This window comes from Aerosakkonema sp. BLCC-F183, from assembly GCF_041929145.1.
Classification (GTDB): domain Bacteria; phylum Cyanobacteriota; class Cyanobacteriia; order Cyanobacteriales; family Aerosakkonemataceae; genus Aerosakkonema.
The window spans coordinates 1-22,913 of sequence record NZ_JBHFNU010000033.1; the positions used below are offsets into that span (position 1 = coordinate 1).

The 22,913-nt window shown below is 42.7% G+C and carries 22 protein-coding genes; 13 read left to right on the forward strand and 9 right to left on the reverse strand.

Annotation, left to right across the window (positions count from 1 at the left end; genetic code table 11):
* The 4 genes from ACE1CD_RS08560 to ACE1CD_RS08575 all read left to right on the forward strand — a co-directional run.
* Positions 1–4,945 (forward strand): HAMP domain-containing protein (locus ACE1CD_RS08560; RefSeq protein WP_374794243.1); only part of this gene is annotated, 4,945 nt, incomplete at its 5' end.
* Between the two features lie 87 nt (positions 4,946–5,032).
* The gene (locus ACE1CD_RS08565) at positions 5,033–7,108 is read left to right on the forward strand and encodes a response regulator (RefSeq protein ID WP_374823175.1); all 2,076 of its coding nucleotides are present in this window, start codon (positions 5,033–5,035) and stop codon (positions 7,106–7,108) included.
* A gap of 66 nt (positions 7,109–7,174) precedes the next feature.
* A complete protein-coding gene (locus ACE1CD_RS08570) occupies positions 7,175–7,834 on the forward strand; it encodes a sigma-70 family RNA polymerase sigma factor (RefSeq protein ID WP_374794241.1) in 660 nt (219 codons plus the stop codon).
* A 360-nt stretch (positions 7,835–8,194) separates the two neighbouring features.
* On the forward strand, positions 8,195–8,752 hold the full coding sequence (locus tag ACE1CD_RS08575) for an anti-sigma factor family protein (protein ID WP_374794240.1): 558 nt from the start codon (positions 8,195–8,197) through the stop codon (positions 8,750–8,752).
* 2 nt (positions 8,753–8,754) lie between these two features.
* On the opposite strand, the gene ACE1CD_RS08580 is transcribed toward ACE1CD_RS08575, so the two are convergent.
* The gene (locus tag ACE1CD_RS08580) at positions 8,755–9,162 is read right to left on the reverse strand and encodes a gamma-glutamylcyclotransferase (RefSeq protein WP_374823178.1); all 408 of its coding nucleotides are present in this window, start codon (positions 9,160–9,162) and stop codon (positions 8,755–8,757) included.
* Between the two features lie 350 nt (positions 9,163–9,512).
* Here ACE1CD_RS08580 and ACE1CD_RS08585 point away from each other — a divergent pair, with 350 nt between their 5' ends.
* Positions 9,513–10,247 (forward strand): hypothetical protein, encoded by a 735-nt coding sequence (locus tag ACE1CD_RS08585; protein WP_374823181.1) that lies wholly within the window; start codon positions 9,513–9,515, stop codon positions 10,245–10,247.
* Positions 10,248–10,364: 117 nt separating this feature from the next.
* Positions 10,365–10,631, forward strand: coding sequence for a hypothetical protein (locus tag ACE1CD_RS08590; RefSeq protein WP_374823184.1), 267 nt, complete (start codon positions 10,365–10,367; stop codon positions 10,629–10,631).
* A gap of 57 nt (positions 10,632–10,688) precedes the next feature.
* On the opposite strand, the gene ACE1CD_RS08595 is transcribed toward ACE1CD_RS08590, so the two are convergent.
* Together ACE1CD_RS08595 and ACE1CD_RS08600 are read right to left on the reverse strand one after the other, a co-directional pair.
* Entirely contained in the window at positions 10,689–11,318 is a 630-nt protein-coding gene (locus ACE1CD_RS08595; RefSeq protein WP_374823187.1) for a Uma2 family endonuclease, read from the reverse strand.
* Positions 11,319–11,355: 37 nt separating this feature from the next.
* Entirely contained in the window at positions 11,356–11,619 is a 264-nt protein-coding gene (locus ACE1CD_RS08600; RefSeq protein ID WP_374794236.1) for a type II toxin-antitoxin system ParD family antitoxin, read from the reverse strand.
* A gap of 119 nt (positions 11,620–11,738) precedes the next feature.
* Between ACE1CD_RS08600 and ACE1CD_RS08605 the strand changes: the two genes are divergently transcribed.
* Both ACE1CD_RS08605 and ACE1CD_RS08610 read left to right on the forward strand, forming a co-directional pair.
* On the forward strand, positions 11,739–11,996 hold the full coding sequence (locus tag ACE1CD_RS08605) for a papain fold toxin domain-containing protein (protein ID WP_374823190.1): 258 nt from the start codon (positions 11,739–11,741) through the stop codon (positions 11,994–11,996).
* 164 nt (positions 11,997–12,160) lie between these two features.
* The gene (locus tag ACE1CD_RS08610; protein ID WP_374823193.1) at positions 12,161–12,529 is read left to right on the forward strand and encodes a hypothetical protein; all 369 of its coding nucleotides are present in this window, start codon (positions 12,161–12,163) and stop codon (positions 12,527–12,529) included.
* Between the two features lie 123 nt (positions 12,530–12,652).
* Here the strand turns inward: ACE1CD_RS08610 and ACE1CD_RS08615 are convergent, their stop codons facing one another.
* From ACE1CD_RS08615 to ACE1CD_RS08625, 3 genes are all read right to left on the reverse strand, one after another.
* Complete coding sequence (locus ACE1CD_RS08615; RefSeq protein WP_374823196.1) at positions 12,653–12,901, reverse strand: DUF4926 domain-containing protein; 249 nt, start codon at positions 12,899–12,901, stop codon at positions 12,653–12,655.
* A gap of 78 nt (positions 12,902–12,979) precedes the next feature.
* On the reverse strand, positions 12,980–14,113 hold the full coding sequence (locus ACE1CD_RS08620) for a hypothetical protein (RefSeq protein ID WP_374823198.1): 1,134 nt from the start codon (positions 14,111–14,113) through the stop codon (positions 12,980–12,982).
* Between the two features lies 1 nt (position 14,114).
* Complete coding sequence (locus ACE1CD_RS08625; protein WP_374823201.1) at positions 14,115–14,804, reverse strand: hypothetical protein; 690 nt, start codon at positions 14,802–14,804, stop codon at positions 14,115–14,117.
* A gap of 287 nt (positions 14,805–15,091) precedes the next feature.
* Between ACE1CD_RS08625 and ACE1CD_RS08630 the strand changes: the two genes are divergently transcribed.
* Complete coding sequence (locus ACE1CD_RS08630) at positions 15,092–15,589, forward strand: hypothetical protein (protein WP_374823204.1); 498 nt, start codon at positions 15,092–15,094, stop codon at positions 15,587–15,589.
* Positions 15,590–15,728: 139 nt separating this feature from the next.
* On the opposite strand, the gene ACE1CD_RS08635 is transcribed toward ACE1CD_RS08630, so the two are convergent.
* From ACE1CD_RS08635 to ACE1CD_RS08645, 3 genes are all read right to left on the reverse strand, one after another.
* Entirely contained in the window at positions 15,729–15,920 is a 192-nt protein-coding gene (locus ACE1CD_RS08635; RefSeq protein WP_374823206.1) for a hypothetical protein, read from the reverse strand.
* Between the two features lie 2 nt (positions 15,921–15,922).
* Entirely contained in the window at positions 15,923–16,477 is a 555-nt protein-coding gene (locus ACE1CD_RS08640; RefSeq protein WP_374823208.1) for a hypothetical protein, read from the reverse strand.
* 108 nt (positions 16,478–16,585) lie between these two features.
* Positions 16,586–16,825 carry a hypothetical protein gene (locus ACE1CD_RS08645; protein WP_374823211.1) on the reverse strand — a complete coding sequence of 80 codons (240 nt, stop codon included), beginning with the start codon at positions 16,823–16,825 and terminating at the stop codon, positions 16,586–16,588.
* Between the two features lie 374 nt (positions 16,826–17,199).
* Between ACE1CD_RS08645 and leuS the strand changes: the two genes are divergently transcribed.
* From leuS to ACE1CD_RS08665, 4 genes are all read left to right on the forward strand, one after another.
* Entirely contained in the window at positions 17,200–19,791 is a 2,592-nt protein-coding gene (gene leuS / locus ACE1CD_RS08650) for a leucine--tRNA ligase (RefSeq protein ID WP_374823214.1), read from the forward strand.
* Positions 19,792–19,944: 153 nt separating this feature from the next.
* Positions 19,945–20,238, forward strand: coding sequence for a DUF433 domain-containing protein (locus ACE1CD_RS08655; RefSeq protein WP_374823217.1), 294 nt, complete (start codon positions 19,945–19,947; stop codon positions 20,236–20,238).
* A complete protein-coding gene (locus ACE1CD_RS08660) occupies positions 20,235–20,606 on the forward strand; it encodes a DUF5615 family PIN-like protein (protein WP_374823220.1) in 372 nt (123 codons plus the stop codon). The genes ACE1CD_RS08655 and ACE1CD_RS08660 overlap by 4 nt, the downstream gene beginning before the upstream one ends.
* Positions 20,607–20,885: 279 nt before the next feature.
* Positions 20,886–22,697: a pentapeptide repeat-containing protein gene (locus ACE1CD_RS08665; protein ID WP_374823223.1), complete on the forward strand. Its 1,812-nt coding sequence runs from the start codon at positions 20,886–20,888 to the stop codon at positions 22,695–22,697.
* Positions 22,698–22,913: the final 216 nt, after the last annotated feature.

The window sequence follows — 22,913 nt, forward strand, 5'->3', positions numbered from 1 at the left end:
AAAACTCGGCGTCCAAGCAGAAGTGAGAGGAGTGGCTGGAACGTGGAAAGATTTGACAGATTCGGTAAACTTGATGGCAGGCAATCTGACCGGACAAGTCAGAAACATCGCCGAAGTTGCAACTGCGATCGCAAATGGCGACTTGTCTAAAAAGATTACCGTCGATGTCAAAGGCGAAATCTTAGAACTGAAGAAAACCATCAACACAATGGTTGACCAGCTATCTTCCTTCGCTAGTGAAGTAACCAGAGTTGCCAGAGAGGTGGGAACGGAAGGTAAACTGGGCGTACAAGCGGATGTCCGAGGAGTTGCGGGAACTTGGAAAGACTTGACCGACAACGTAAACTCAATGGCAGGCAATCTGACCCTGCAAGTAAGAAATATTGCAGAAGTGGCGACAGCGATCGCCAACGGTGACCTTTCTAAGAAAATTACCGTACAAGTAAAAGGCGAAATCTTGGAGTTGAAAAACACCATCAATATAATGGTGGATCAACTATCATCCTTCGCTAGTGAAGTAACCAGAGTTGCTAGAGAAGTAGGTTCGGAAGGAAAACTCGGCGTCCAAGCAGACGTGCGAGGTGTAGCGGGAACGTGGAAAGACTTGACCGACAGTGTAAACTTCATGGCAGGTTCCCTGACAGCGCAAGTCAGAAACATCGCCGCAGTGACGACCGCAGTAGCAAACGGCGACCTGTCCAAGAAAATTACCGTCGATGTCAAAGGCGAAATCTTGGAGTTGAAAAACACCGTCAACACAATGGTGGATCAACTCAACTCCTTCGCTAGTGAAGTAACCAGGGTGGCGCGAGAGGTAGGTACAGAAGGAAAACTCGGCGTCCAAGCAGAAGTCCGAGGAGTTGCGGGAATTTGGAAAGAACTGACCGACAGTGTAAACTTCATGGCGGGTTCCTTGACAGCGCAAGTCAGAAACATCGCCGAAGTGACGACCGCAGTAGCAAACGGCGACCTATCCAAGAAGATTACCGTCGATGTCAAAGGCGAAATCTTGGAATTGAAGAACACCATCAACACAATGGTGGATCAACTTAACTCCTTCGCATCAGAAGTAACCCGCGTAGCCAGAGAAGTTGGTACAGAAGGTAAACTGGGCGTACAAGCATACGTCCGAGGAGTTGCGGGAACCTGGAAAGACTTGACGGATAACGTGAACTCAATGGCGGGTAACCTGACAGCGCAGGTGAGAAACATCGCCGAAGTGACGAAGGCGGTGGCAAATGGCGACCTGTCCAAGAAGATTACCGTCGATGTCAAAGGCGAAATCTTGGATTTGAAGAATACCATCAACACAATGGTGGATCAACTATCGTCCTTCGCATCCGAGGTAACGCGGGTTGCACGCGAGGTGGGTACGGAAGGAAAACTCGGCGGTCAAGCGGATGTGCGAGGAGTTGCGGGTGTCTGGAAAGATTTGACGGACAACGTGAACTCGATGGCGGGGAACTTGACAGCGCAAGTGCGAGGGATTGCGCGAGTGGTGACGGCGGTGGCGAACGGCGACTTGAAGCGCAAGTTAATGCTGGAGGCGAAGGGAGAAATCGAAACCCTGGCAGATACGATCAACGAAATGATCGATACTCTGGCAACTTTCGCGGATCAGGTAACTACAGTGGCGCGTGAGGTGGGTATCGAAGGGAAACTGGGGGGTCAGGCGAAAGTTCCTGGCGCGGCGGGAACCTGGAGAGCGCTGACGGACAACGTGAACGAACTGGCGGCGACACTGACTACCCAGCTGAGAGCGATCGCCGAAGTTGCTACCGCTGTGACCAAAGGCGACCTGACGCGATCGATTTCCGTAGAAGCGCAAGGTGAAGTCGCCATCCTCAAAGATAACATCAACCAGATGATCGCCAACCTGCGCGAAACCACCCAAAAGAACACCGAACAAGACTGGTTGAAAACCAACCTCGCCAAATTCACGCGAATGTTGCAGGGTCAGCGAGATTTGGAGACGGTTTCCAAACTTATCCTTTCCGAATTGGCACCCCTAGTTTCCGCCCAACACGGCGTATTCTACCTCATGGATGGAGCTGACACTCACAGTACCCAATATCTGAAGCTGCTCAGCACCTACGCCTATCGGGAACGCAAGCATCTAGCCAACCGCTTCAGTTTGGGTGAAGGACTGGTAGGACAGTGCGCCTTAGAAAAAGAACGCATCTTACTGACCGAAGTGCCGGATAACTACATCAAAATTAGTTCCGGTTTGGGAGAATCCTCACCTTTAAATGTTGTAGTCTTACCGGTGTTATTTGAAGGTCAAGTAACTGCCGTCATCGAATTGGCATCCTTCCGTCGGTTTAGCGAAATTCACCTGACATTCTTCGATCAGCTAACGGAAAGTATTGCAATCGTACTCAATACGATCGCCGCCAGTATGCGGACAGAAGAATTGCTCAAACAGTCGCAATCTTTGGCCGAAGAACTGCAAACCCAACAAGCCGAACTGCGCGAAACTAACAAACGATTGGAACAACAAGCCCAATCCCTCAAAGCATCGGAAGAATTGCTCAAGAGCCAACAAGAACAACTGCGCCAAACCAACGAAGAATTAGAAGAAAGAAGCGGATTGTTGGAGTTGCAAAACAAAGAAGTAGAACGCAAGAATCGCGAAATCGAACAAGCCCGACTTTCTTTAGAAGAAAAAGCCGAACAATTAGCTTTGAGTTCCAAATACAAGTCGGAATTCTTGGCGAATATGTCGCACGAATTGCGAACACCGCTGAATAGTTTGTTGATTCTAGCGCGTTTGCTGGCGGATAATCCCGAAGGAAATCTCACAACAAAACAAGTCGAATATACGCGCACAATTCACGCAGCAGGTACGGATTTGTTAGGTTTAATTAATGATATTTTAGACCTGGCAAAAATTGAATCTGGCACCATGTCAATTGAAATTGATATGATGCTGTTCACAGAGTTGAAAGAGCAAATCGAGCGAACCTTCCGACAAGTTGCCCAAGATAAAGGATTGGCTTTCACAATAGATTTTGTTTCCCAACTGCCAAGAGCGATATATACCGACTCCAAACGATTGCAACAAGTATTGAAAAACTTGCTCTCCAACGCATTTAAATTTACCGAACAAGGTACTGTGACCCTGCGATCGCAAATAGTCACAAGCGGTTGGAGTCCGGAAAACGAAAATTTGAGTAATGCCTCTAGCGTCGTCTCCTTCTCTGTCACCGATACCGGTATCGGTATCCCCGCTGACAAACAAAAAATCATTTTCGAGGCATTCCAACAAGCGGATGGCACCACCAGCCGCAAATACGGCGGTACGGGACTCGGATTGTCGATTAGCCGCGAAATCGCCCATCTTTTAGGGGGAGAAATTCAGTTAGTCAGTAGCGTAGGTAAAGGCAGTATCTTTACTCTTTATCTACCACAAAACAATCTGCCCCAAAACGATGGCGATAACCCCACAGAAGAGCCAAGCATAAGAAACGAACAGGGGGAAAGCCGGAGAGCCGGAGAGCCGGAGAGCGGGAGAACAGGGACAGACATATCTAATGTTTCCCTCACTCCCCCACTTACCCCACTCCCCCCATCCCCACCAAACACCCATACCCCCCCAAATAATGTGCCTGCGATTTCTAAAGCTCCCTCAGAAGAAACGATCGCGGCGCAGCGACCCCAGGCGCAACAACCAATCCCATTAACCCAAGACGGGTATAAAGCTCAACCGACATCCTTGGCGGACGATCGCGGCGATATCCAGCCCAACGATATGGTATTGCTGATTGTGGAAGATGACATCAATTTCGCTCGCGTCTTGTTAGATATGGCGCGACAGCAAGGTTTCAAAGTTTTGGTAGCTTTGCGCGGGGAAACCGGCTTGGTAATGGCGCGAGAATACAAACCGAGCGCCATCATTCTGGATATTAGTTTGTCCTCATCAGTGGATGGCTGGACAGTACTCGATCGCCTCAAGCACGACCCGAATACCCGTCACATCCCCGTCCACATCGTTTCTGTAGCCGAAGGACGACAGCGCGGTTTGCAACTCGGAGCTGTATCGTATCTCCAAAAACCCGTCACCGCCGAAGCATTAACCTCTGCACTGACAAACATCAAAAGTTTTATCCAGCGTCCGGTGAAAAACCTGCTGGTAGTCCAAGATAACGAAACTCAACGCCACAGCATTGTCGAGTTAATCGGTAACACCGATGTCTCCACCACAGCTGTGGGTACGGGGACAGCAGCCTTGTCAGCACTCAGAGAAGGCAACTTCGATTGCTTGGTGCTGGATTTGAACTTACCGGATATGAACGGTTTTGAATTAATCGAGCGCATCCACCAGGAATCTTTTAGAAAGGTAAACGCGGTCAGTTACAGACCCCTACCGATTATCGTTTATACCGACAAGAAACTTACCAAAGCAGAAGAAGTTCACCTCAAGCGCATTGGCGAAACTACTCCGCTCAAACAAGTACACACTCCAGAGCGTCTCCTAGATGAAACAGCTTTGTTCCTGCATCGAGTGCAGTCAAACTTACCCGCACAAGCGAGAGAAATGCTGGAACAACTCTACAAAACAGATTACGTACTGGCTGGCAAAAAAGTCCTGATTGTGGATGACGACGTGCGTAATATTTTTGCCCTCACCAGTATGCTAGAACGCTATCAAATGCAGGTGATTTATGCCGAAAACGGTAGGGATGGTATAGCTGTTTTGCGAGGAACTCCAGATATCGATATCGTCCTGATGGACGTAATGATGCCGGAAATGGACGGATACGAAACAATGCGAAATATCCGCCAAATACCTCAATTTAAAAAGCTGCCGATGATTGCGCTCACAGCCAAAGCGATGAAAGGCGATCGCGAAAAGTGCATTGAAGCAGGTGCGTCCGATTACATTACCAAACCAGTAGATACAGAGCAGTTACTCTCGATGCTGCGCGTTTGGCTCTATCGATAAATTTCAAATTTTAGATTTCAGATTGCAAATTGATTAAATTTGAAATCTAAGATTTAAAATCTGAAATTTCCTCAAGAGCAATGACCAATGACCAACTACGAAAAAGTCAACATCTTAATGGTTGACGACCATCCAGAAAATTTGCTAGCGCTAGAGGCAATACTAGATTCTTTGGGTCAGAATCTGGTAAAAGCTCATTCTGGTGAAGAAGCATTAAAATGCTTGCTCAAGCAGGACTTTGCCGTGATTTTGCTTGACGTTCAAATGCCAGGTATGGATGGATTTGAGACGGCAACGCTGATTCGACAACGAGAGCGTAGCCGCCACACCCCGATCGTTTTCCTGACAGCCTTCAGCACCAGCGACTCCTTTGTGTTCAAGGGTTATTCTTTGGGTGCGGTGGACTACCTGCTCAAGCCGATAGAGCCGGAAATATTGAAATCGAAAGTTTCCGTATTCGTTGACTTGTGCAAGAAAACTCTAGAAGTCAAGCGACAAGCAACCCAACTGGCAGCTATGAACGCCGAACTCAGAGAAAGCGAAGAGCGGTTTCGCTGCTTGAGCTACTGTTCTCCAGTCGGTATTCTGCTGACAAATACTGACGGTCTCTGCACTTACACCAACCCGCGCTGCCAAACTATTTGCGGTTTTACTCTGGAGGAAAGCTTGGGAGAAGGTTGGCTGGAGTCAGTGTATTGGGAAGATCGAGCGCGAGTAAAAGCTGATTGGTTTACCTATACTTCTAGGGAGGCTTCCGGAGGGACAATAATTAAGGCCGACCGAGAACATATTTTAACAGCAGGGCATTACTCGGACGAGTTTCGCTGCCAGACAAGCGAGGGAATTATCCGTTGGGTTAACTTCCAGTCCTCGTCAATGCTCTCCGATCGCGGCAAGTCGATCGGCCACGTCGCCACAATAGAAGATATTACCGATCGCAAGCAAGCGGAGGAAGAGCGCACGAAATTGCTGCGAGAGCAAATGGCAAGGCAGCAAGCCGAGGCAGCCAATCGGATGAAGGATGAGTTTCTGGCGACCCTCTCCCACGAACTCCGCACGCCGCTTAACTCGATATTAGGCTGGGCTCGCTTGCTCCGCACTCGCAATTTTGATGAAGAAACAACCGCTCGCGCTCTCGAAACGATCGAGCGCAATGCTAAGTTGCAGACGCAATTGATCGAAGATATTCTCGATGTGTCGCGCATTATTCGCGGCAAACTGCGTTTGAATCTCTGTCCGTTCAATCTTGTCGGAGTTATTCAAGCCGCCATCGATGCCTTATCTCCGCAAGCGGAAGCTAAAGCAATTCAGCTGCAAACTTCGCTTGACTCACATCCGCATCTGATTTCTGGCGATCCTAACCGCTTGCAGCAAATTGTCTGGAATTTACTTTCCAATGCGATCAAATTCACTCCGGAAGGAGGAAAGGTTGATGTCAAACTGGAGTACCGTGGCTCTTGGGTCGAGATAGTAGTGAGCGACACAGGTATTGGTATCAGTCCAGATTTTCTTCCTTATGTTTTCGATCGCTTCCGTCAAGCTGATGGCAAAACCACGCGGTTATACGGGGGTCTCGGACTGGGATTGGCGATCGTTCATCATTTAGTAGATCTCCACGGAGGCACAGTGCGTGCCGAAAGTCAAGGAGAAGGTCAGGGAGCGACCTTTAGGGTCAAATTACCCCTTTTGGTGGGCAAGAGCGAAGCAGTCTGCCAAAAAAATGAATCAAACAACTTGATGAATTCGCGCTCGGCGCTCCGCGATCGAACTCTGGCCGATTTGCAAGTGCTTTTGGTGGATGACGAACCGGATGTCCGTCAGTTTGTCAGTCTCGCGTTGGAAGAATACGGAGCCAGAGTGGTAGCAGTGGCATCGACAGGCGAAGCAATGAAGACTCTGACCCAATTGCAACCAGATGTATTGCTCAGCGATATCGGTATGCCAGAGGAAGACGGCTACACCCTGATCCGCAAGGTGAGAGACCTCAATACAGCGCAAGGTGTATTTATTCCCGCTGCGGCGCTAACAGCTTATGCTAGGGAGGAGGACGGTATCCACGCGCTTGCGGCTGGCTTCCAGATGCACCTGTCCAAACCCGTTGATATCAACGAGTTGGTTACCGCAGTAGCCAAACTCGCCGGACGAGCGATCGTCGCTTCTTAAGTCCGGGAACTTTTGTCATATCGGCGGCGTCAAGGAAGAAGGGATGTATTAAAACGGATTCCGTCCATGAGTCAGTCGATTCCTGTATCCTGGTCTAGCAGTGAGGTTAGCGTTCCTCAAGCAGCAGTGCAGCCAGTTGAAAAACTCTCTAATTATGACTTAGTTTTGCGGTGTCAAGCTGGGCATCGCCCGGATCGGGAGGCATTCGCAGAACTGTTGCGTCGGTACCAGTCCCATATAGATAAGATTTTGTACCACCTGGCTCCTGATTGGCAGGATCGAGCCGATTTAGCTCAGGAAGTCTGGATTCGGGTTTATCGCAATATCAAGCGCCTTAACGAACCGGTCAAGTTCCGGGGGTGGCTCAGCCGGATCGCCACCAATCTTTTCTATGATGAGTTACGCAAACGCAAGCGAGTATCTCAACCTTTGTCTTTGGATGCGCCTAGAATGGTAGAAGATGGCGAGATGGAATGGGAAATCGCAGCTGACAATCCGGGGCCTGTAGAAGATTTGAGTACTCGCGAGTTCTACGAGCAACTCCATACTGCGATCGCCGATCTACCAGAGGTTTTCCGGACTACGATTGTCCTCAGAGAAATTGAAGGGATGGCATACGAGGAAATTGCCGATATTACGGGGGTTTCTCTGGGAACTGTCAAGTCTAGAATCGCTAGAGCCCGTCAGCGACTCCAATCTCAGCTACAAAACTATCTCGATAGTTAATGGTTTCTGGATCTGAGGCGATCCGTTGTCGGCAATTTTGCTGCGATCGTGTTTGTGAATCTTCTCCGATCGATTTTGCGCTTCGCTCTGGCTTTTGCAGTCTGGATGCCAAGACTAAATCTACCGGAAGAGAGATCGAGCTTGAGTAGTAAAGATTGCTAAGACCCCTCATATATCGTTTTAAAATTTGTAGTAGACTAGCGAGTATCGAAGGGTGAGCGTACACAACTTTGTAAGTAGCTTAGTGTGTAAAATGACACCAAGTTTACAAAAAATTGCACTTTCACACTCGCCTCGCAAAAGATTCCCGCTAGGGACGCTCAAATTGATTATCAAAAATCTACGCATTCAAGCATTGGTATGAATTCTGACTTAGAATCCCGTAATCTTTCAAAACCGAATTCCGCAGGGAATTCGCCTGCGGGTAATGTGGGTGCGCTCGATACTCAAAAGCGCGATCGATTTGAGTTGCTGAGTGCCTACTTGGATGGGGAGGTGAGCGTACAAGAACGCCGACAGGTAGAAGCATGGCTGGCAGAAGACCCGCAGGTGCAGTGTTTGTATGCCAGACTGATGACGCTCCGCAAAGGGATGCGGACAATACCTGTGCCAGCGTGCGAGCAACCCGTGGAAGAAACGATAACTAAAGTGTTCTTGCGCTTGGGTCGCCGTCGCCAAAAGCAGGTGCTATTGTGGGGTGGTAGTGCGATCGCGGCTGGGCTGATTGCCGCAGTTTCAGGCGTGTTCGGAGGTGGCAATTCTTTTTCGCCGCAACTGGCGCAATCTCCGGAAATACCTGTAGCTTCGGAACCTTTGATGCTGGCTTTAAATCAACCTGTTGTGGAAATTCCGAAAGCGTCGGTGGCAGCACCCATAAACAGGCTAAAACATAGCTCCTATTACAATCCGGGTAGATAAACTCAAAAATATTTTGAGGAAAACCACCAGCCTGATGGGATAAAAATACCTCCCAAACCTTCCACTCGCTCGCTGGTCATGAAATAGGCCCAAGCAATACCCTGCGATCGCCCGTCTAAATTATACGTCTCGATTTGTTTGCGATCGTAGAGATTATCCTCCGGTGGCCGTTGCGGGTCGTAATCTTCGAGTTGGTCAAGCTTGTGGATAACATCCGCATCGGCAAAGCTAAGCAGATAACCTTGCACTCGAGTGTACCCCGTGGTCATCGCGGGATAGCCAAAGGCAGGTAAGTGAAAAAGCTCACCGTAGGCGATCGATCTTTCCTCTTGTACTACTTTACCAGCACAGTATCGCTGATAGTTTGATTCCCCTGGTTTGAGCGTGCCGTACACGAAAACTTTTAACATCTCTTAAATTAAAACTTTAGGCGCTTCCAGTATTGTATTATTACCAAAGTATGAAGGGGTTGTCCGAAGCTGGGAAAGTAAGTAGATTTGTCGATCGCTTTAGATAGCTTACAACTAGATTGGTTAAGTAGGGTGCGTCAGAGGGATAAAATTAACCATTGTCCCGCGAAGTATGCTATTTGACGCACCTTACAGATCGATTGACTTCTGATGGTCAAGTAAGGGTGGATACGAAATTACCCACCTGTTAGCTGTCTAAATTCCGATTATGCTTGCTGCTAGTAACGAGAAAGCGATCGATCGCTTCCCCTTCTTCAGAAGAAATAAACTTTGATTTGAGGTATTTATTTATGTCAATTCATATAGATGATGAAAAATTTGAAATTGCACATAACCTATTCAAAGAATCACTGTTAAAAGACTCAAAGGGAGTTACCTTTGAAAATTTTCAGCATCCTTTTTTAGTTAAAGACGAAATTGAATACAAATGGAAAGCTTATCGAGAAGGGAGAAAAGCTCTTTGTCTAGATAATTGGAGACAATGGTTGCCAGAGCAAGGAAAGATAATAGAAGCTACGAAAAACGCTTGCAATCGAAGTGTAAATTTACTCGAACACAAATATGGCTTCCAAAACAGCCCGGAAGCTGCTCTTTATAAAGTGAACGAGCCTGCACAGATCGAAGGCTTGGAAAAACAGTTGTTCGATTTTTTTATAGGTGGAGCCAGCATTCCATCAGAATTCGGCCATCGTTTTGATGCGCTGGCAGATTATTTGAGAATAAATAAACTCCCTTGTTCATGGCCTTTTTTAGCTTATTTGGCTTTTCTATTAGATCCTCTTACTTACTTTCCGGTTATTCCGAAAAAATTTGATAAGCTTTTGAAGTTTTATGGAATAGAAAAATCGATTAGTAAATCTATTTATTGGGAAAAATATTGTATCTTGCTGGAACTTGCTGAGGTACTAAAATCAAAGCTTACTGCTTATGGAAATTATGGAGAACCTAACGCGATCGAGATTCACTCATATATGTGGGTTGTTTCTTACAGTATTTCAACTGAAGAAGATAGTCAATCCGAATAGCTAAATTTTGACAATTTTAGGATTGAATTTAGAAAGATTGATTAGTTTCATAGTGTGTAAAAAAACAAGGCAACAAGTTAATATTTAGCTCAAAAAATCACTTGGAAAATAGGGCTTATGAGGACTAAAGTAGTTGAATCGATAGTTAACCTGATTGAAATTCTTACAGAAGAAGAGAAAGCGCTTTTACATCAAAAACTTGCCGAAAATGAGGGGATGAAATCAGAGGTAAAACCTAAAGAGCGTCATTTTCAGGAAATCGCTACCCCTGAAGAATGGATAAAAGCTTTTCGGGAATGGACGGAGAGTCATCGAGGACGTAATTATCCTCATATTTCCGATGAAGATATTAGTCGAGAAAGTATTTACGGAGAAAGAGGTTAAAAGTATTTTTAGGTACGTTGTTGCGCTTTAGCGCCAAAAGTTGAGCTATTTACAAAATCAGCCCCCATCAAACATATTACGAGAGCGACTAGCCGCTACAACAGTTGCAACAGTTAACTGTAACTCTGGAAAAGTTGGCGAAATAATTAAGTCATTGCCAGTATATCTCTTAACTTGATATACTCCCTCAATTAAATGATAAACAGACACAGTAGGAACTTTAGGATTTCCCAGATAATTGCGGGAAGCAACAGCCAAATAGTCTACAATCCAATACTCAGGAATACCCAATCGTTGATATTCATCCACTTTGTCAATGTAGTCATCATCCCAGTTACTTGATGCTACTTCAACAGCTAAAATTAGGGGTTCTGTAATAGCAGCGTAGGTATTAAGATATCTATCCCAAATTCTACCCTCAACCAAACTTACATCTGGTCTTCTGCCTCGTTCAGTTCCTTCATTGCTGAAAGTTCGGATAACTATATCTTTATCAACAACCCAGTCAAGCTTCAATCGTTTTATTTCATCATTGAAAGCAAACAGTAGAAACCTCGCTACATTTTTATGCGCCCCTGTAGCTTCCATTTTTATAATTTCTCCATCGATTAACTCGTAGTTACCATCTTCGGGACAGACTTGCAAAAACTCTTCAAAAGTTAGCGGTTTAGTAGTGCTGATTGTCATAGTATATTTTTTTGTTTGCTACGAATTCGTTCTTTTACTACTTCATAATAACTGCCTGCTGGAATCGTTCTAAAACTTCGTTGACAAAAGTTTCGCCGTCAATAGGTGGCGTTCGATCGGAAACTTCGATCGCGGCGTCAATTTTTTCTCGCACATCCTCTACCCAGGCGTTATCTGCGCGATCGTATTCATCCAACAATCGCAAGGCAATTTCGAGGATTTCTTGGGCCGATCGATATTTCCCACCTTGCAACTTCGTTTGAATAAAGCGTTCTTGTTCGGAAGTAAGACTGATACTCATAGAAAATTTGCGAGAAGTAGTTTCTATTATATCTCAAGAATAAATCAGGGACGAATTGCGATCGAAGAGTTCAATTTGAGATATAATTTTATTCATGTGTAGGAGGTCAACTTTATACTTTGAGTTTAGAACCGAGTAGTTTAAATGAGATTAGAGCCGAAATTGCCAAAATTGCCAGCCAATATGGAGTTTTTCAATGTGTTCAATGTAGTGAGGCTATCAAAGATTTCTTGGTGAGCAAAAATATACAAGGTAAGCAAATAAAGCTGGATTTAGGAAGGCAAGACCTACCTTGGTCAGTGATTTACGATTTACGGCGCGAACAGCAAATTGCTACTAATGGCTACCATGAAGCGATATCAATTATAATAGACTGAGAAGAAATTGTTTTTGATAATATCGATCCTAGTGGAGTTAATAGGCAAGAGTGGCTACAAAATTTAACATCTCCTTCTCTGGAACTTGGGTTAGGGAGTTTTAAAATTATTGAAGAAGAATTTTAAGCAGCAAAATTAACAATTGGAAAATATTGAGGTAAACAATGCACGATTTATATACCTTAATTGAGAAAATAAAAAAAGCTCCTTCAATGTACTTAGGGCGACGTTCAATTATTTGCCTTCAGGCTTTTTTATCTGGTTACAGCGTTGCTAAATATGAATTAGGAGAACAGCCAACTAAACAAGAACGCGATTTTATGCAGTTTCCTGAATGGATACGCAAAAAATTCAGCGTGGATAGTAGCCAATCTTGGGCTAACATTATTCTTTTTTATTCGGAGGATGAAAGTAAAGCGCTTGATAAATTTTTTGAACTGTTAGATGAGTTTATGAATCGAAATTCTTTGGCTGATAGTTCCGGTGAAAAGGGATTGGATATAGAGGAAAAAGTGGAAGTTTTTAGAAGTTGATGGATGGAAAAATTGTTGGTGTTTTGGTAGTGCGATCGCTATCTATACAAGCATTTATTTTTGGTATTTGCCAGGAAATGCGATCGCAAAGCCTACCACAGGAATAACTCAAGTGATGCTTATTTATGCCATAGCTATTTCAGGCGTTTTGTCAGGGGATGCTGGCTCGAAATGCAATACCATAATTTGCTCTGGGCGTAGTCCCATAGATTCGTATGTGCGTCCGTTACGATCGCTAAATTCCACTTCAAACGCTGCCCCACTAGCCAAAATATCAACTACAGTGCCGACTTGACCGCGCCACAGGTTATATTCAGGAAGATCGACTGTCAGGGCTACCACATCAAGCAACTTAATTGTATTGGTCGTCATCTTGTATCACCTCCAAATACTACAGGGGATAGCAGGTTGTTAATCTTGGAATATCAGAGTCATTACAAACATCTATCATTAGTACTTGCTGCGAAAAGGAAACGCTAATTTTGATATAAAATCATCGTTAGTTGCTGTTTGATCTGTGTTTTTTTCATAGATAATTTCAATAAATCTCTCCTTATATTTTTGATAATCTGCATTTGTTGCTTCTGCTTGCTCTGTGCAATACTCAAACTCTTGTTCCAATTTTTGCTGATATTCAAGATAAGAAGCTAATCTATCCTTGCGTGTAGTTACTGAATTGTCTCGTTTGGCTTTTGAATAAGCAAATATCAAGTTAATAAGCGCAAACATAGAAACACCCAGAAAAAGTGGAATCTCAGGTGGGGGCGGTGAGGCTTTATAGATATTACTTAAATTATCAGCATTTAAGGATTGTCTGTTCAGCTTATCCTGGATAATTGGTAGAAGTATAGAATAACCAACTAAAGCTTCTGCTAACCAAATAGCAAACATCAAAATATTAACTGGTTTCAACCAACTTAAATACGGAATTCGGATAGCTGCTCTTTTTCCGTCCCAACGCCTTAAGACTAGAGTTTTCTTTGAATGTTTACTTGAGTTTGTAGCAGAGGGTTCACTGGTAAACCAGTTATAAATAGATGCTGATGTTAACTCCACTAGAGAAATACCAGAAAAAACGCACAACCAAAAGAACAAGCCATCTTTTTGAAAGCTAATAATTGACTCAGCATTTTCTGTAAAATTAGGATCGATAAGGCTAGCCGTAGATAACACAGTAACAAAAGACAAGCCTGCTTTTAGAGTCCATTGGAATGAGGTATTTGTAACTTCCCGTAAACTAAATTTTCCACCCTCCCAAAACTTTAATCCGCCTTGCCATTTGCCAATTTCTTTGCTAATTCTTACCATCTCCGTTTTAAGCCAAGCTCCTCTCTTATAAAAACCGTTTCTAAGATAAAGGTTTTTATACATCTCTGCTGTAACTATCTCTAATTCCAAAATTTGATTAGCCTCAGATAAGCTATATTTTTCAGAGGTATTGAGTTTGCCTAAAAGGTCAGTTACAGATTTTTTTGCGTCTGTTTCAGCTTGATTCTGTATTGTTTCATATTTTAGGTCTTCTGGTACAGCGTAAAAATTATTGTCTATTGAATTTTCATCTGCATCACCTTCAATATTAGCCATATTATTTAGAACTCCTGATCAACTCTCTTGCTTCTCTAATCAAATTTCTAATATTGCCCGGATCTGTGCCAGATGTAATAACCGTTTCAGGTGTAGTTAAATTAAAGAGACGAAATACATTTGATATATTTCCATCAGTAACTCCAAAAAGGTATATTTTCTCGACTCTAGTTTTATCCTTAACCTTACTAACTTCTAGAGTTAATTCATCATATTCTTTAGAGCTAAAGCCTTTTTTCCAAGGAATTTGAATAAAAGCGATTAAATGATTCTGTTTATTTTGATTTAAGTAATCATTTATTCTATTAATAACTGATTTTAAAGATTCTGTGGCAGAAGAATCACATATTTGATTTTGAGTTTTGCCAAGCCAGTTTAGCAAGCTATTAAATAATATCTTTGGTGAACTAACACTTGAATAATGTAGAGATTCAATATATTCTAATTCACCGTTACAAATACCTTTTAATTCGTAATAATTATCACGTACCATTAAATTAGATTCTGCATTTCTAACAAAACTTATTGCTAGGTTTAATTGTTCTTTGTTAATAGGGGCGAGAACTACAAATACTGTATGAGTATTAGTTGATTTTGTTATTTGCTCTGGGTTTGGACTAAAAACACAAGATCTCAAGATAAAAAATAAAACTAGAAGTAGCAGAACCATCAGTAAAATGCCACTGTTCATACTATATTGTTTGTACCAAGTACGTCTTCTTGTCATATCAAAACAGGTTTTCCTATAAAATTTGCTTATGTAAACTATTCAAGCTTGTTAGGCAAGATTAAGTGAGTCAGAACTCTATGTACAGCAGAGCCTTCCATAAGGCTAGCGCAACCATATCGCTCCTGAAAAGCCAAAAAAGTTGGAAAAAGTTGGATCTTTCTCAAATTGCAATCCCAACCCCCAAAAAAAGTTGCAAAAAGTGGGAAAAAGTTGGATATAGTAACCATAGCTGTCTCATCTACCCATCTATGGACATTCCCCAGATATTGCAATTTGTCGATGAAACTGTCTACGCTAAGACAGAAAAACATCTGAATGACTTGCAACGGAGGATTATCGCGGGAATACTGAAGGGCAAAAGGTATGCTGATGTTTCAGAAACTTATGGTTATAGCGCCCAGCACGTTAAAAAAGCCAGTCACGAACTTTTGCAAATGTTATCTGATATTTTTGGCGAACAAGTGAAAAAGAATAATTTTGAATCTGTCTTAGAACGGCAAATAAATCAGAAGATAAAATTTGGAAATAATAATACTTTTCATACTATCCAAAATAACAAAATTAGCTACATTAACGGTTGTCCTTCTCCTGATAGTCCTACGGTAGATAGAGGTAATAATAAAACTAATATTGAAATAATTAATAAATTACGGAAGTTTGGCTTAAGCGACGAAAAAATTGCAGAAGCTTTAGACATATCTTTGGATGTAGTGAATCAGGTAGAGATTAGTGGTGAAACCGATTAAACTCAGTAACGTTCATGCTGACTTAACCAAGTAACTAGCAATCTGGTCTTAATTATATTACATAAATTGAATGCGATCGCTCTTTTCATCAGGATCGATCGCAACTTTCGACTTACCGCATAAATATTTGGATTGATGCTCAAAATTGGGAAAAGGTTTGATGTTGATTAGATTTATTTGTCACAGACGAATTAGATTTTTCTGTTCCATTCAATTCATCTTCTTCAAAGAGATATGGACAGGCTTGCTTTAAACCTGCGAGAAACTCTTCAGTAGTTACTTCCTCAAAATGTTTGAGAAGTATTTCGCCACATTTTTGGGGGTCTAGCATGGTTAAATTCCTCCCGGTATTTCTATCAAACAAGACTCTTCAATTAAAGAAGTATCTCGAATAGCTATTTGAACGTGAGCTAGGTCAAAAACAGCAGAATTTGGGAAAATGCGATCGCCTTCTACAAATACAGAACGAATAGCTTTAACAATCTGTCCTTCAGGCTGCAAAACTTTCTCAACTGTATAGTCAAAAAAGGCGCAGTCTAACCTGTGAGCTTTCGAGCGTTCGGGATTCTGCTGAGGCAAAGTCTGATTTGTTGATTCATACTCTGCTACAAATGAATTATATACCCTTCTGATGAATGGAAACCATTTAATATCCAGTAAATCTATGCAATTTTCCAAGCGAATCGAAGAACAGATTACGGCGGGATTTTCTGGATAGTTCTGATTTGCCCATGTCCAAGCTCTCAGCGGCGCATCTTGCCAGAAATAAACCCCTTTTCCCAACCAGTCGTATTCGTTGCTGCTAATGTTGAAGCCGGTTTGAAGAATTGCCGCTGCTGCTTCTGCGCTTGTGCCATGATAGCCGTAGATGCGAATCGTTTCATTCATGCACTGATGATATTTTTATTGAAAATTAGTGATTAAATAGTATAATAATACAAATTATATCCAATTCGATATATGGGAGCAAAAATTTCAAGTAACCCTTATGTATAATCAAGAAAAAAAAGAAAATAATTCTCCGAGTGCTTCTTCTCCGCCAATTTCCCCATTACTAACAAACTTTTCTACTTCTACCGAGCCATCATTCAAAAATTCAACTTCCCATCTTTCTCCAGGTACAGCCACTGTCACCATAATTGCTTCATCTCGATGATGTGCTAAAGTGTAGCTGACTTTTTCTTGTTCCAGTTTGTTTAAGAGTTTAAGTAATTTTTCAAAGATAGGATTGGTCATTTATCAAATCTCCGATCGCTTAATAATTTCCGAACAACTTTGAAACCAGGAAGATTTTCCTGTACACCCATTTCAATTTCCTCCCAAATCATTTCGCTAAATTCTTCCCAACTGGGAGAACCTTCTGGTAGTTCGGCTTGTTTAATACTACCTTTTTTAGCTTTAAGAATGTCAAAAACTCTCTGACCCGAAAACTTATGTGCGATTTTTTACTCCTTCTTGAACAATGATTTAGATAATTTTCCTCTGCAAGCGATCGCTGGAAGAGTGATAGACTTGCACTAGAAGGATATCCCCACTACCCACTCTCCATTCCTATTCGTGCCACAATGGGAAAATGTAGTTGATTAGTGACCCAGCAGGAGTTCTAGATTGTGGAATCCCGATATAATCCAACAGCAATAGAGGAAAAGTGGCAAAAGACTTGGGCAGAACGAGGCATAGACCAAACGCCGACTGAGACAGACAAGCCCAAATTCTACGCCCTGTCGATGTTTCCCTATCCATCGGGCAACCTGCACATGGGCCATGTCCGCAACTATACTATAACGGATGCGATCGCACGAGTACACCGAATGCAGGGCGATCGGGTATTGCATCCGATGGGATGGGATGCGTTTGGACTCCCAGCAGAAAACGCCGCCATCAAAAACCAAACCCATCCGGCGAAGTGGACTTATAACAATATCGCCCAAATGCGATCGGAATTAAAGCGCTTAGGCTTATCCTACGATTGGAATTGCGAACTCGCCACCTGTTCCCCCGACTATTACAAGTGGACGCAGTGGATATTCTTGCAATTTCTCCAAGCCGGATTAGCATATCAAAAAGAAGCCAAAGTTAACTGGGACCCCATCGACCAAACCGTATTAGCAAACGAACAAGTCGATAGCGAAGGACGTTCTTGGCGTTCCGGCGCAATAGTTGAAAAGAAAAACTTGCGTCAATGGTTCCTCAAAATAACCGACTACGCCGAAGAATTACTCCAAGATTTAGATAAGTTGACAGGTTGGCCGGAAAGAGTAAAGTTAATGCAGGCCAACTGGATTGGTAAATCTGTCGGCGCTTATTTGGAATTTCCAATTGTCGGAATGGATGAAAAAATCGGCGTGTTTACCACTCGTCCCGATACTGTTTATGGTGTTACTTACGTGGTACTCGCGCCGGAACATCCATTAACACCAAAAGTTACAACTTCCGAACGCAAAGAAGCAGTCGAAACTTTCATTAAAGAAGTTGCCAATCAAAGCGAATTGGAACGTACCGCCGAAGATAAACCAAAACGCGGTATTCCAACTGGCGGTAAAGCAATCAATCCCTTTACTGGTGAAGAAATTCCGATTTGGATTGCCGATTACGTCTTATTTGAGTATGGCACGGGCGCAGTAATGGGCGTACCCGCACACGATACGCGGGATTTCAAATTTGCGAACGAACAAAATCTGCCGATTAAAGTAGTAATTGTTCCGCCTGGGAATGAGGACTTAAGTCCTCACTACGAACTAGAGGAAGCATATACTGACACTGGAATTATGGTTAATTCCGAGAACTTCAATGGCAAGAATTCCAATGAAGGAAAACAGGCAATTATCGAATATGCCGAACAGCAAAGTTTCGGTAAAGCGCGAGTACAATATCGCCTCCGAGATTGGTTAATTTCCCGCCAACGTTATTGGGGTGCGCCAATACCAGTTATTCACTGTCCGAATTGCGGCATAGTGCCAGTTCCCGAACAAGATTTACCAGTTCAATTGCCAGAAAATGTCGAATTTACTGGTCGCGGTGCTTCGCCTTTAGCACAATTAGAAAGTTGGGTAAACGTACCTTGTCCTAGTTGCAATACGCCTGCGAAAAGAGAAACCGATACGATGGATACGTTTATCGATTCATCGTGGTATTACTTGCGTTTTTGCGATGCCCAAAATGATGGGAAAGTGTTCGATTCTGCGAAAACAAATGATTGGATGCCTGTCGATCAATATGTCGGTGGCATCGAACACGCAATCCTACACTTATTATATTCTCGTTTCTTTACCAAGGTGTTGCGAGACAGAGGTTTGCTCAATTTTGACGAACCTTTCCAACGTTTATTAACTCAAGGTATGGTGCAAGGATTAACTTACACCAATCCCAAAAAATCCGGTAATGCCAAATATATTCCTTCTAATTTGGTAAATCCCAACGACCCGAAAGACCCGGAAACTGGGGAACCGTTGGAAATATCTTACCAAACGATGTCGAAATCTAAATACAATGGCGTTGCACCAGAACAAGTAATTAATAAATACGGTGCGGATACTGCCAGAATGTTTATCTTGTTCAAAGCGCCACCGGAGAAAGATTTGGAATGGGATGAGGCGGATGTGGAAGGACAATTCCGCTTCTTAAATCGCGTTTGGCGTCTAGTAGGTGATTTTGCTAACAATCAATCATCAGCTAAATTAGACAAATCCAAAATCCAAAATCCAAAATCCAAAATAGAAAAGGATTTGCGTCGCGCCATTCATACGGCAATTAAAGAAGTTACCGATGATTTAGGAAGCGACTATCAATTCAATACGGCAATTTCCGAATTGATGAAATTGAGTAACGCCCTCACGGATACCGATAGCAAAAATTCGGCAATTTATACGGAAGGAATTCACACTTTGATTTTGATGTTAGCGCCGTTTGCGCCACACATTGCTGAGGAATTGTGGCAGATGATTGGTAATAGTGAATCTGTGCATAAAGCAAGTTGGCCGAAATACGATGCTGCGGCGTTAGTTGCCGATGAAATTACGTTGGTAATTCAAATCAACGGCAAAACTCGCGGCACAATTGAAGTTGCGAATACTTCGGATAAAAACACTTTGGAAAAGTACGCCCGCGAGTCGGAAGCTGCCCAAAGATACCTTGATGGTAAGGAGATTAAAAAAGCGATCGTTGTTCCAGGTCGAAATTTGGTGAATTTTGTAGTTGGGTAATTGGTAGTAGGTAATAGGTAATTGTTTCGGCAATTACCTATTATTTAAAATTTAGAGCGCTAGTAGGGTGTGTCAGAGCGATCGCATTAATAATTATAGCCTAAATTCTGTATTCTGACGCATCCTACAAACTTATCTAAAAACAGGTAAAATATGACAACAACTATTGACATCGGCACTCTCGTTATCCGCACACCTGAAACTTGCGGAAATCGTCCCAGGATTGCGGGAACCAGAATTTCTGTTGAGCAAATAGCTGTTTTATCCAAACAAGGACTGACACCAACAGAAATTGTACAAGAATATGGCTTCATCAATTTAGCTCAGGTTCATGCAGCATTAGCTTATTATCACGCTAACACAGAAGAAATAGAAGGATATTTAGCAGCAGAAAAAGCTGAGTATGAAAGATTGGAAGCAGAATATATTGCGAGTCAACAAAAATGAGTGAAATTCGTTTATATATGGATGAGGATACACTCAGAGGAGCGTTATTGCAAGCTTTGCGAAATGCTGGTGTAGATTTAGTAACTACCGCAGACGTAAATAATCTCGGACAGATAGATTCGGAACAGTTAATTTGGGCAACTCTGCAACAAAGGGTAATTTATACCTTTAATGGTCGAGATTTCTGCCGTTTACATAAAACCTATATGGAAGAAAATAGAGTTCATGCAGGAATTATCATTGCCGAACGACAAAGCTATTCCGTTGGCGAACAGTTGCGAGGAATTCAAAGATTGATTGCTACCAAGACAGCAGAAAAAATGATAAATCAATTATTATTTATAGGTGCTTATGTTCGAGAGGAATGAAATATCAAAAACCCGGTTTCTTCTTGCGAAAATGAACCCCGCCTTTGACTCAAGTCAACGGCTAATAGCTGAAGTCCACTTAAGTGGACTGAAAAAACTTATTTAGTCCACTTAAGTGGACTTTCGCTATGACGCTGGGGTTTGAACCCCAGGCGGGCTTTATGGCAGATTGTGAACACTGGCGGACTTTCAATATAGGTGCAAAATGTGTTGTCAATCGCCACATCTTTCTGCCAAACTGAGATAGTTTAAGTTTGCCTGACTCCAAGGTGACTGAATATGCCACCAGACTTCTCCGGTCAAAATCTCCGAGGACGCAATTTCAAAGGTCAAAACCTTACTGGTGCAAATTTCTCCTACGCTGATATCCAAGGCGCAAATTTTAGTAATGCTATTTTGATAGGCGCGAATTTCACTAAGGCTAAAGCAGGAATGCAACCTTGGCGGAGAAATATGTTTTTGCTAAGTTGCTTAGGCGCTATGGTCTTAGCTTTAACGCTTGTTGTGTCTCAAACTTTAGCTATGTTTGTGGCAGCACTTTTTATTAATTCTATAGCACCAGCTATAGCTGTGGCTATAGTTGGTGCAGTGGTTATGGCTGTTATTGGTGCTGTGTTTATTTGTGCGGTTGGAACGGTACACATAGCGCTATCTGTCCTTTTTGCTGTGACTAATCTTGTAATTGTGGCTATAGTTGTGACAGCAGTTGGATCTGGAAGTAATGCTTTACCTGTTACTATAATTGTTGCTATAATTTTCGGATTATTAAGTAGTTATATTAGTTGGCGTGCCTTAGCTGGAGATCCAAAAATTACCTTTGCTTTTGTTCGTTCACTGGCGATATCTATAGCTGCGGTAAATGGTACTAGCTTCCACTGCGCTGACTTAACAGATGCTAATTTCACACAGACAAAACTCAAAAATACAGATTTAACAAAAGCAGTTTTGACTCGCACTCGCTTTAATGATGCACAAGAACTCGATCTCGCCAGAGTGGATAGCACAATATTAGTTGACCCATCGGTTCGAGATTTACTCGTTACAGGAAATAGTCGCCAAAAATCTTATCTTGGCGCTAATATCAGAGGTGCTAACTTAATAGGAGCAGACCTCAGTTATGCCAATTTGAAAAAAGCCGATATCACCGATGCAACTTTCCAAGGAGCTAATTTAGAATGGGCAAACTTAACTCTCACTCAAGCAATTGGCACTGATTTTACTAGCGCTCAAATGACAGGCGCTTGCGTAGAAGGTTGGAATATTGAAAGTAACACCAAACTGGATAATGTAGATTGTCGATTTATTTATCTCCTAGAAAATCCCAAACCAAAAACCGACGATAGAGAACGCCGTCCCAGCAGTGGCGAATTTAAACCGGGAGAATTTACCAAACTATTTGAAGAAGTTTTGACTACGGTTGACTTAATTTTCGACAAAGGTATTGACTGGAAAGCCTTTATCGCCGCCTTCAAAAAAGTACAAGTGGAAAATGAAGATACCGAACTCACTATCCAGAGTATTGAAAACAAAGGCGATGGCGTTATCGTCGTCCGAGTTAGCGTTCCTCCCGACGCTAATAAAGAAAAGATTCACAGCGACTTCACCCAAAATTACGCCTTAGCACTTAAAGCCATAGAAGAAAAATATAAAGCCGAATTGCAAGCGAAAGATAGAGAAATTCAAATTTATCGCGAACAAAATGGTAAAATAGAAAATATTATATTAACAATGTCAAAAAAAGAGATTAATATTGAAGTTAGAGCAACATCGGAGAGTAAATCTATGTCAGAAGCCTCTAAGTATGACCAACGCGGTGCCCAATTCGCTGGTGGCTTTGCTGAGACAGTTCAAAGGGATCAAATAGGTGGAAATATTCACAACTACACCGCGCCGCAAAATCTAGCTGAAGCTGAAAAATATATTCAACAGCTTCTACAAGAAATGACAAGATTAGAAGAAAAATACAAATCAGAAATAGCCGCTAAAGATGAAGAAATTGCAGCAAATCGTCAACAAATAGACCATTTGAGAGAATTAGCTGAAAAATTAGCTAAAACTCCGATCGTCATTAAGACTATCGAAAAAGGCTGAGGGGGAATAAGCGGCTGCGTAATTATGCTGACGGGGCGACAACTATAGCTCAAAGGTAGACTGGATAAGCATTTCGGCGCGATGACCTCGTTGATAATAAGGTAATTTATGAGGACTTAAAGACATTAATTTAGCAGTTTGTTCACTAAATAAATCTAGAGATTCCACCCAAGCGTAGCCGTGTAAACCAATATAAAAGCTGCTATGTCGGCGTTG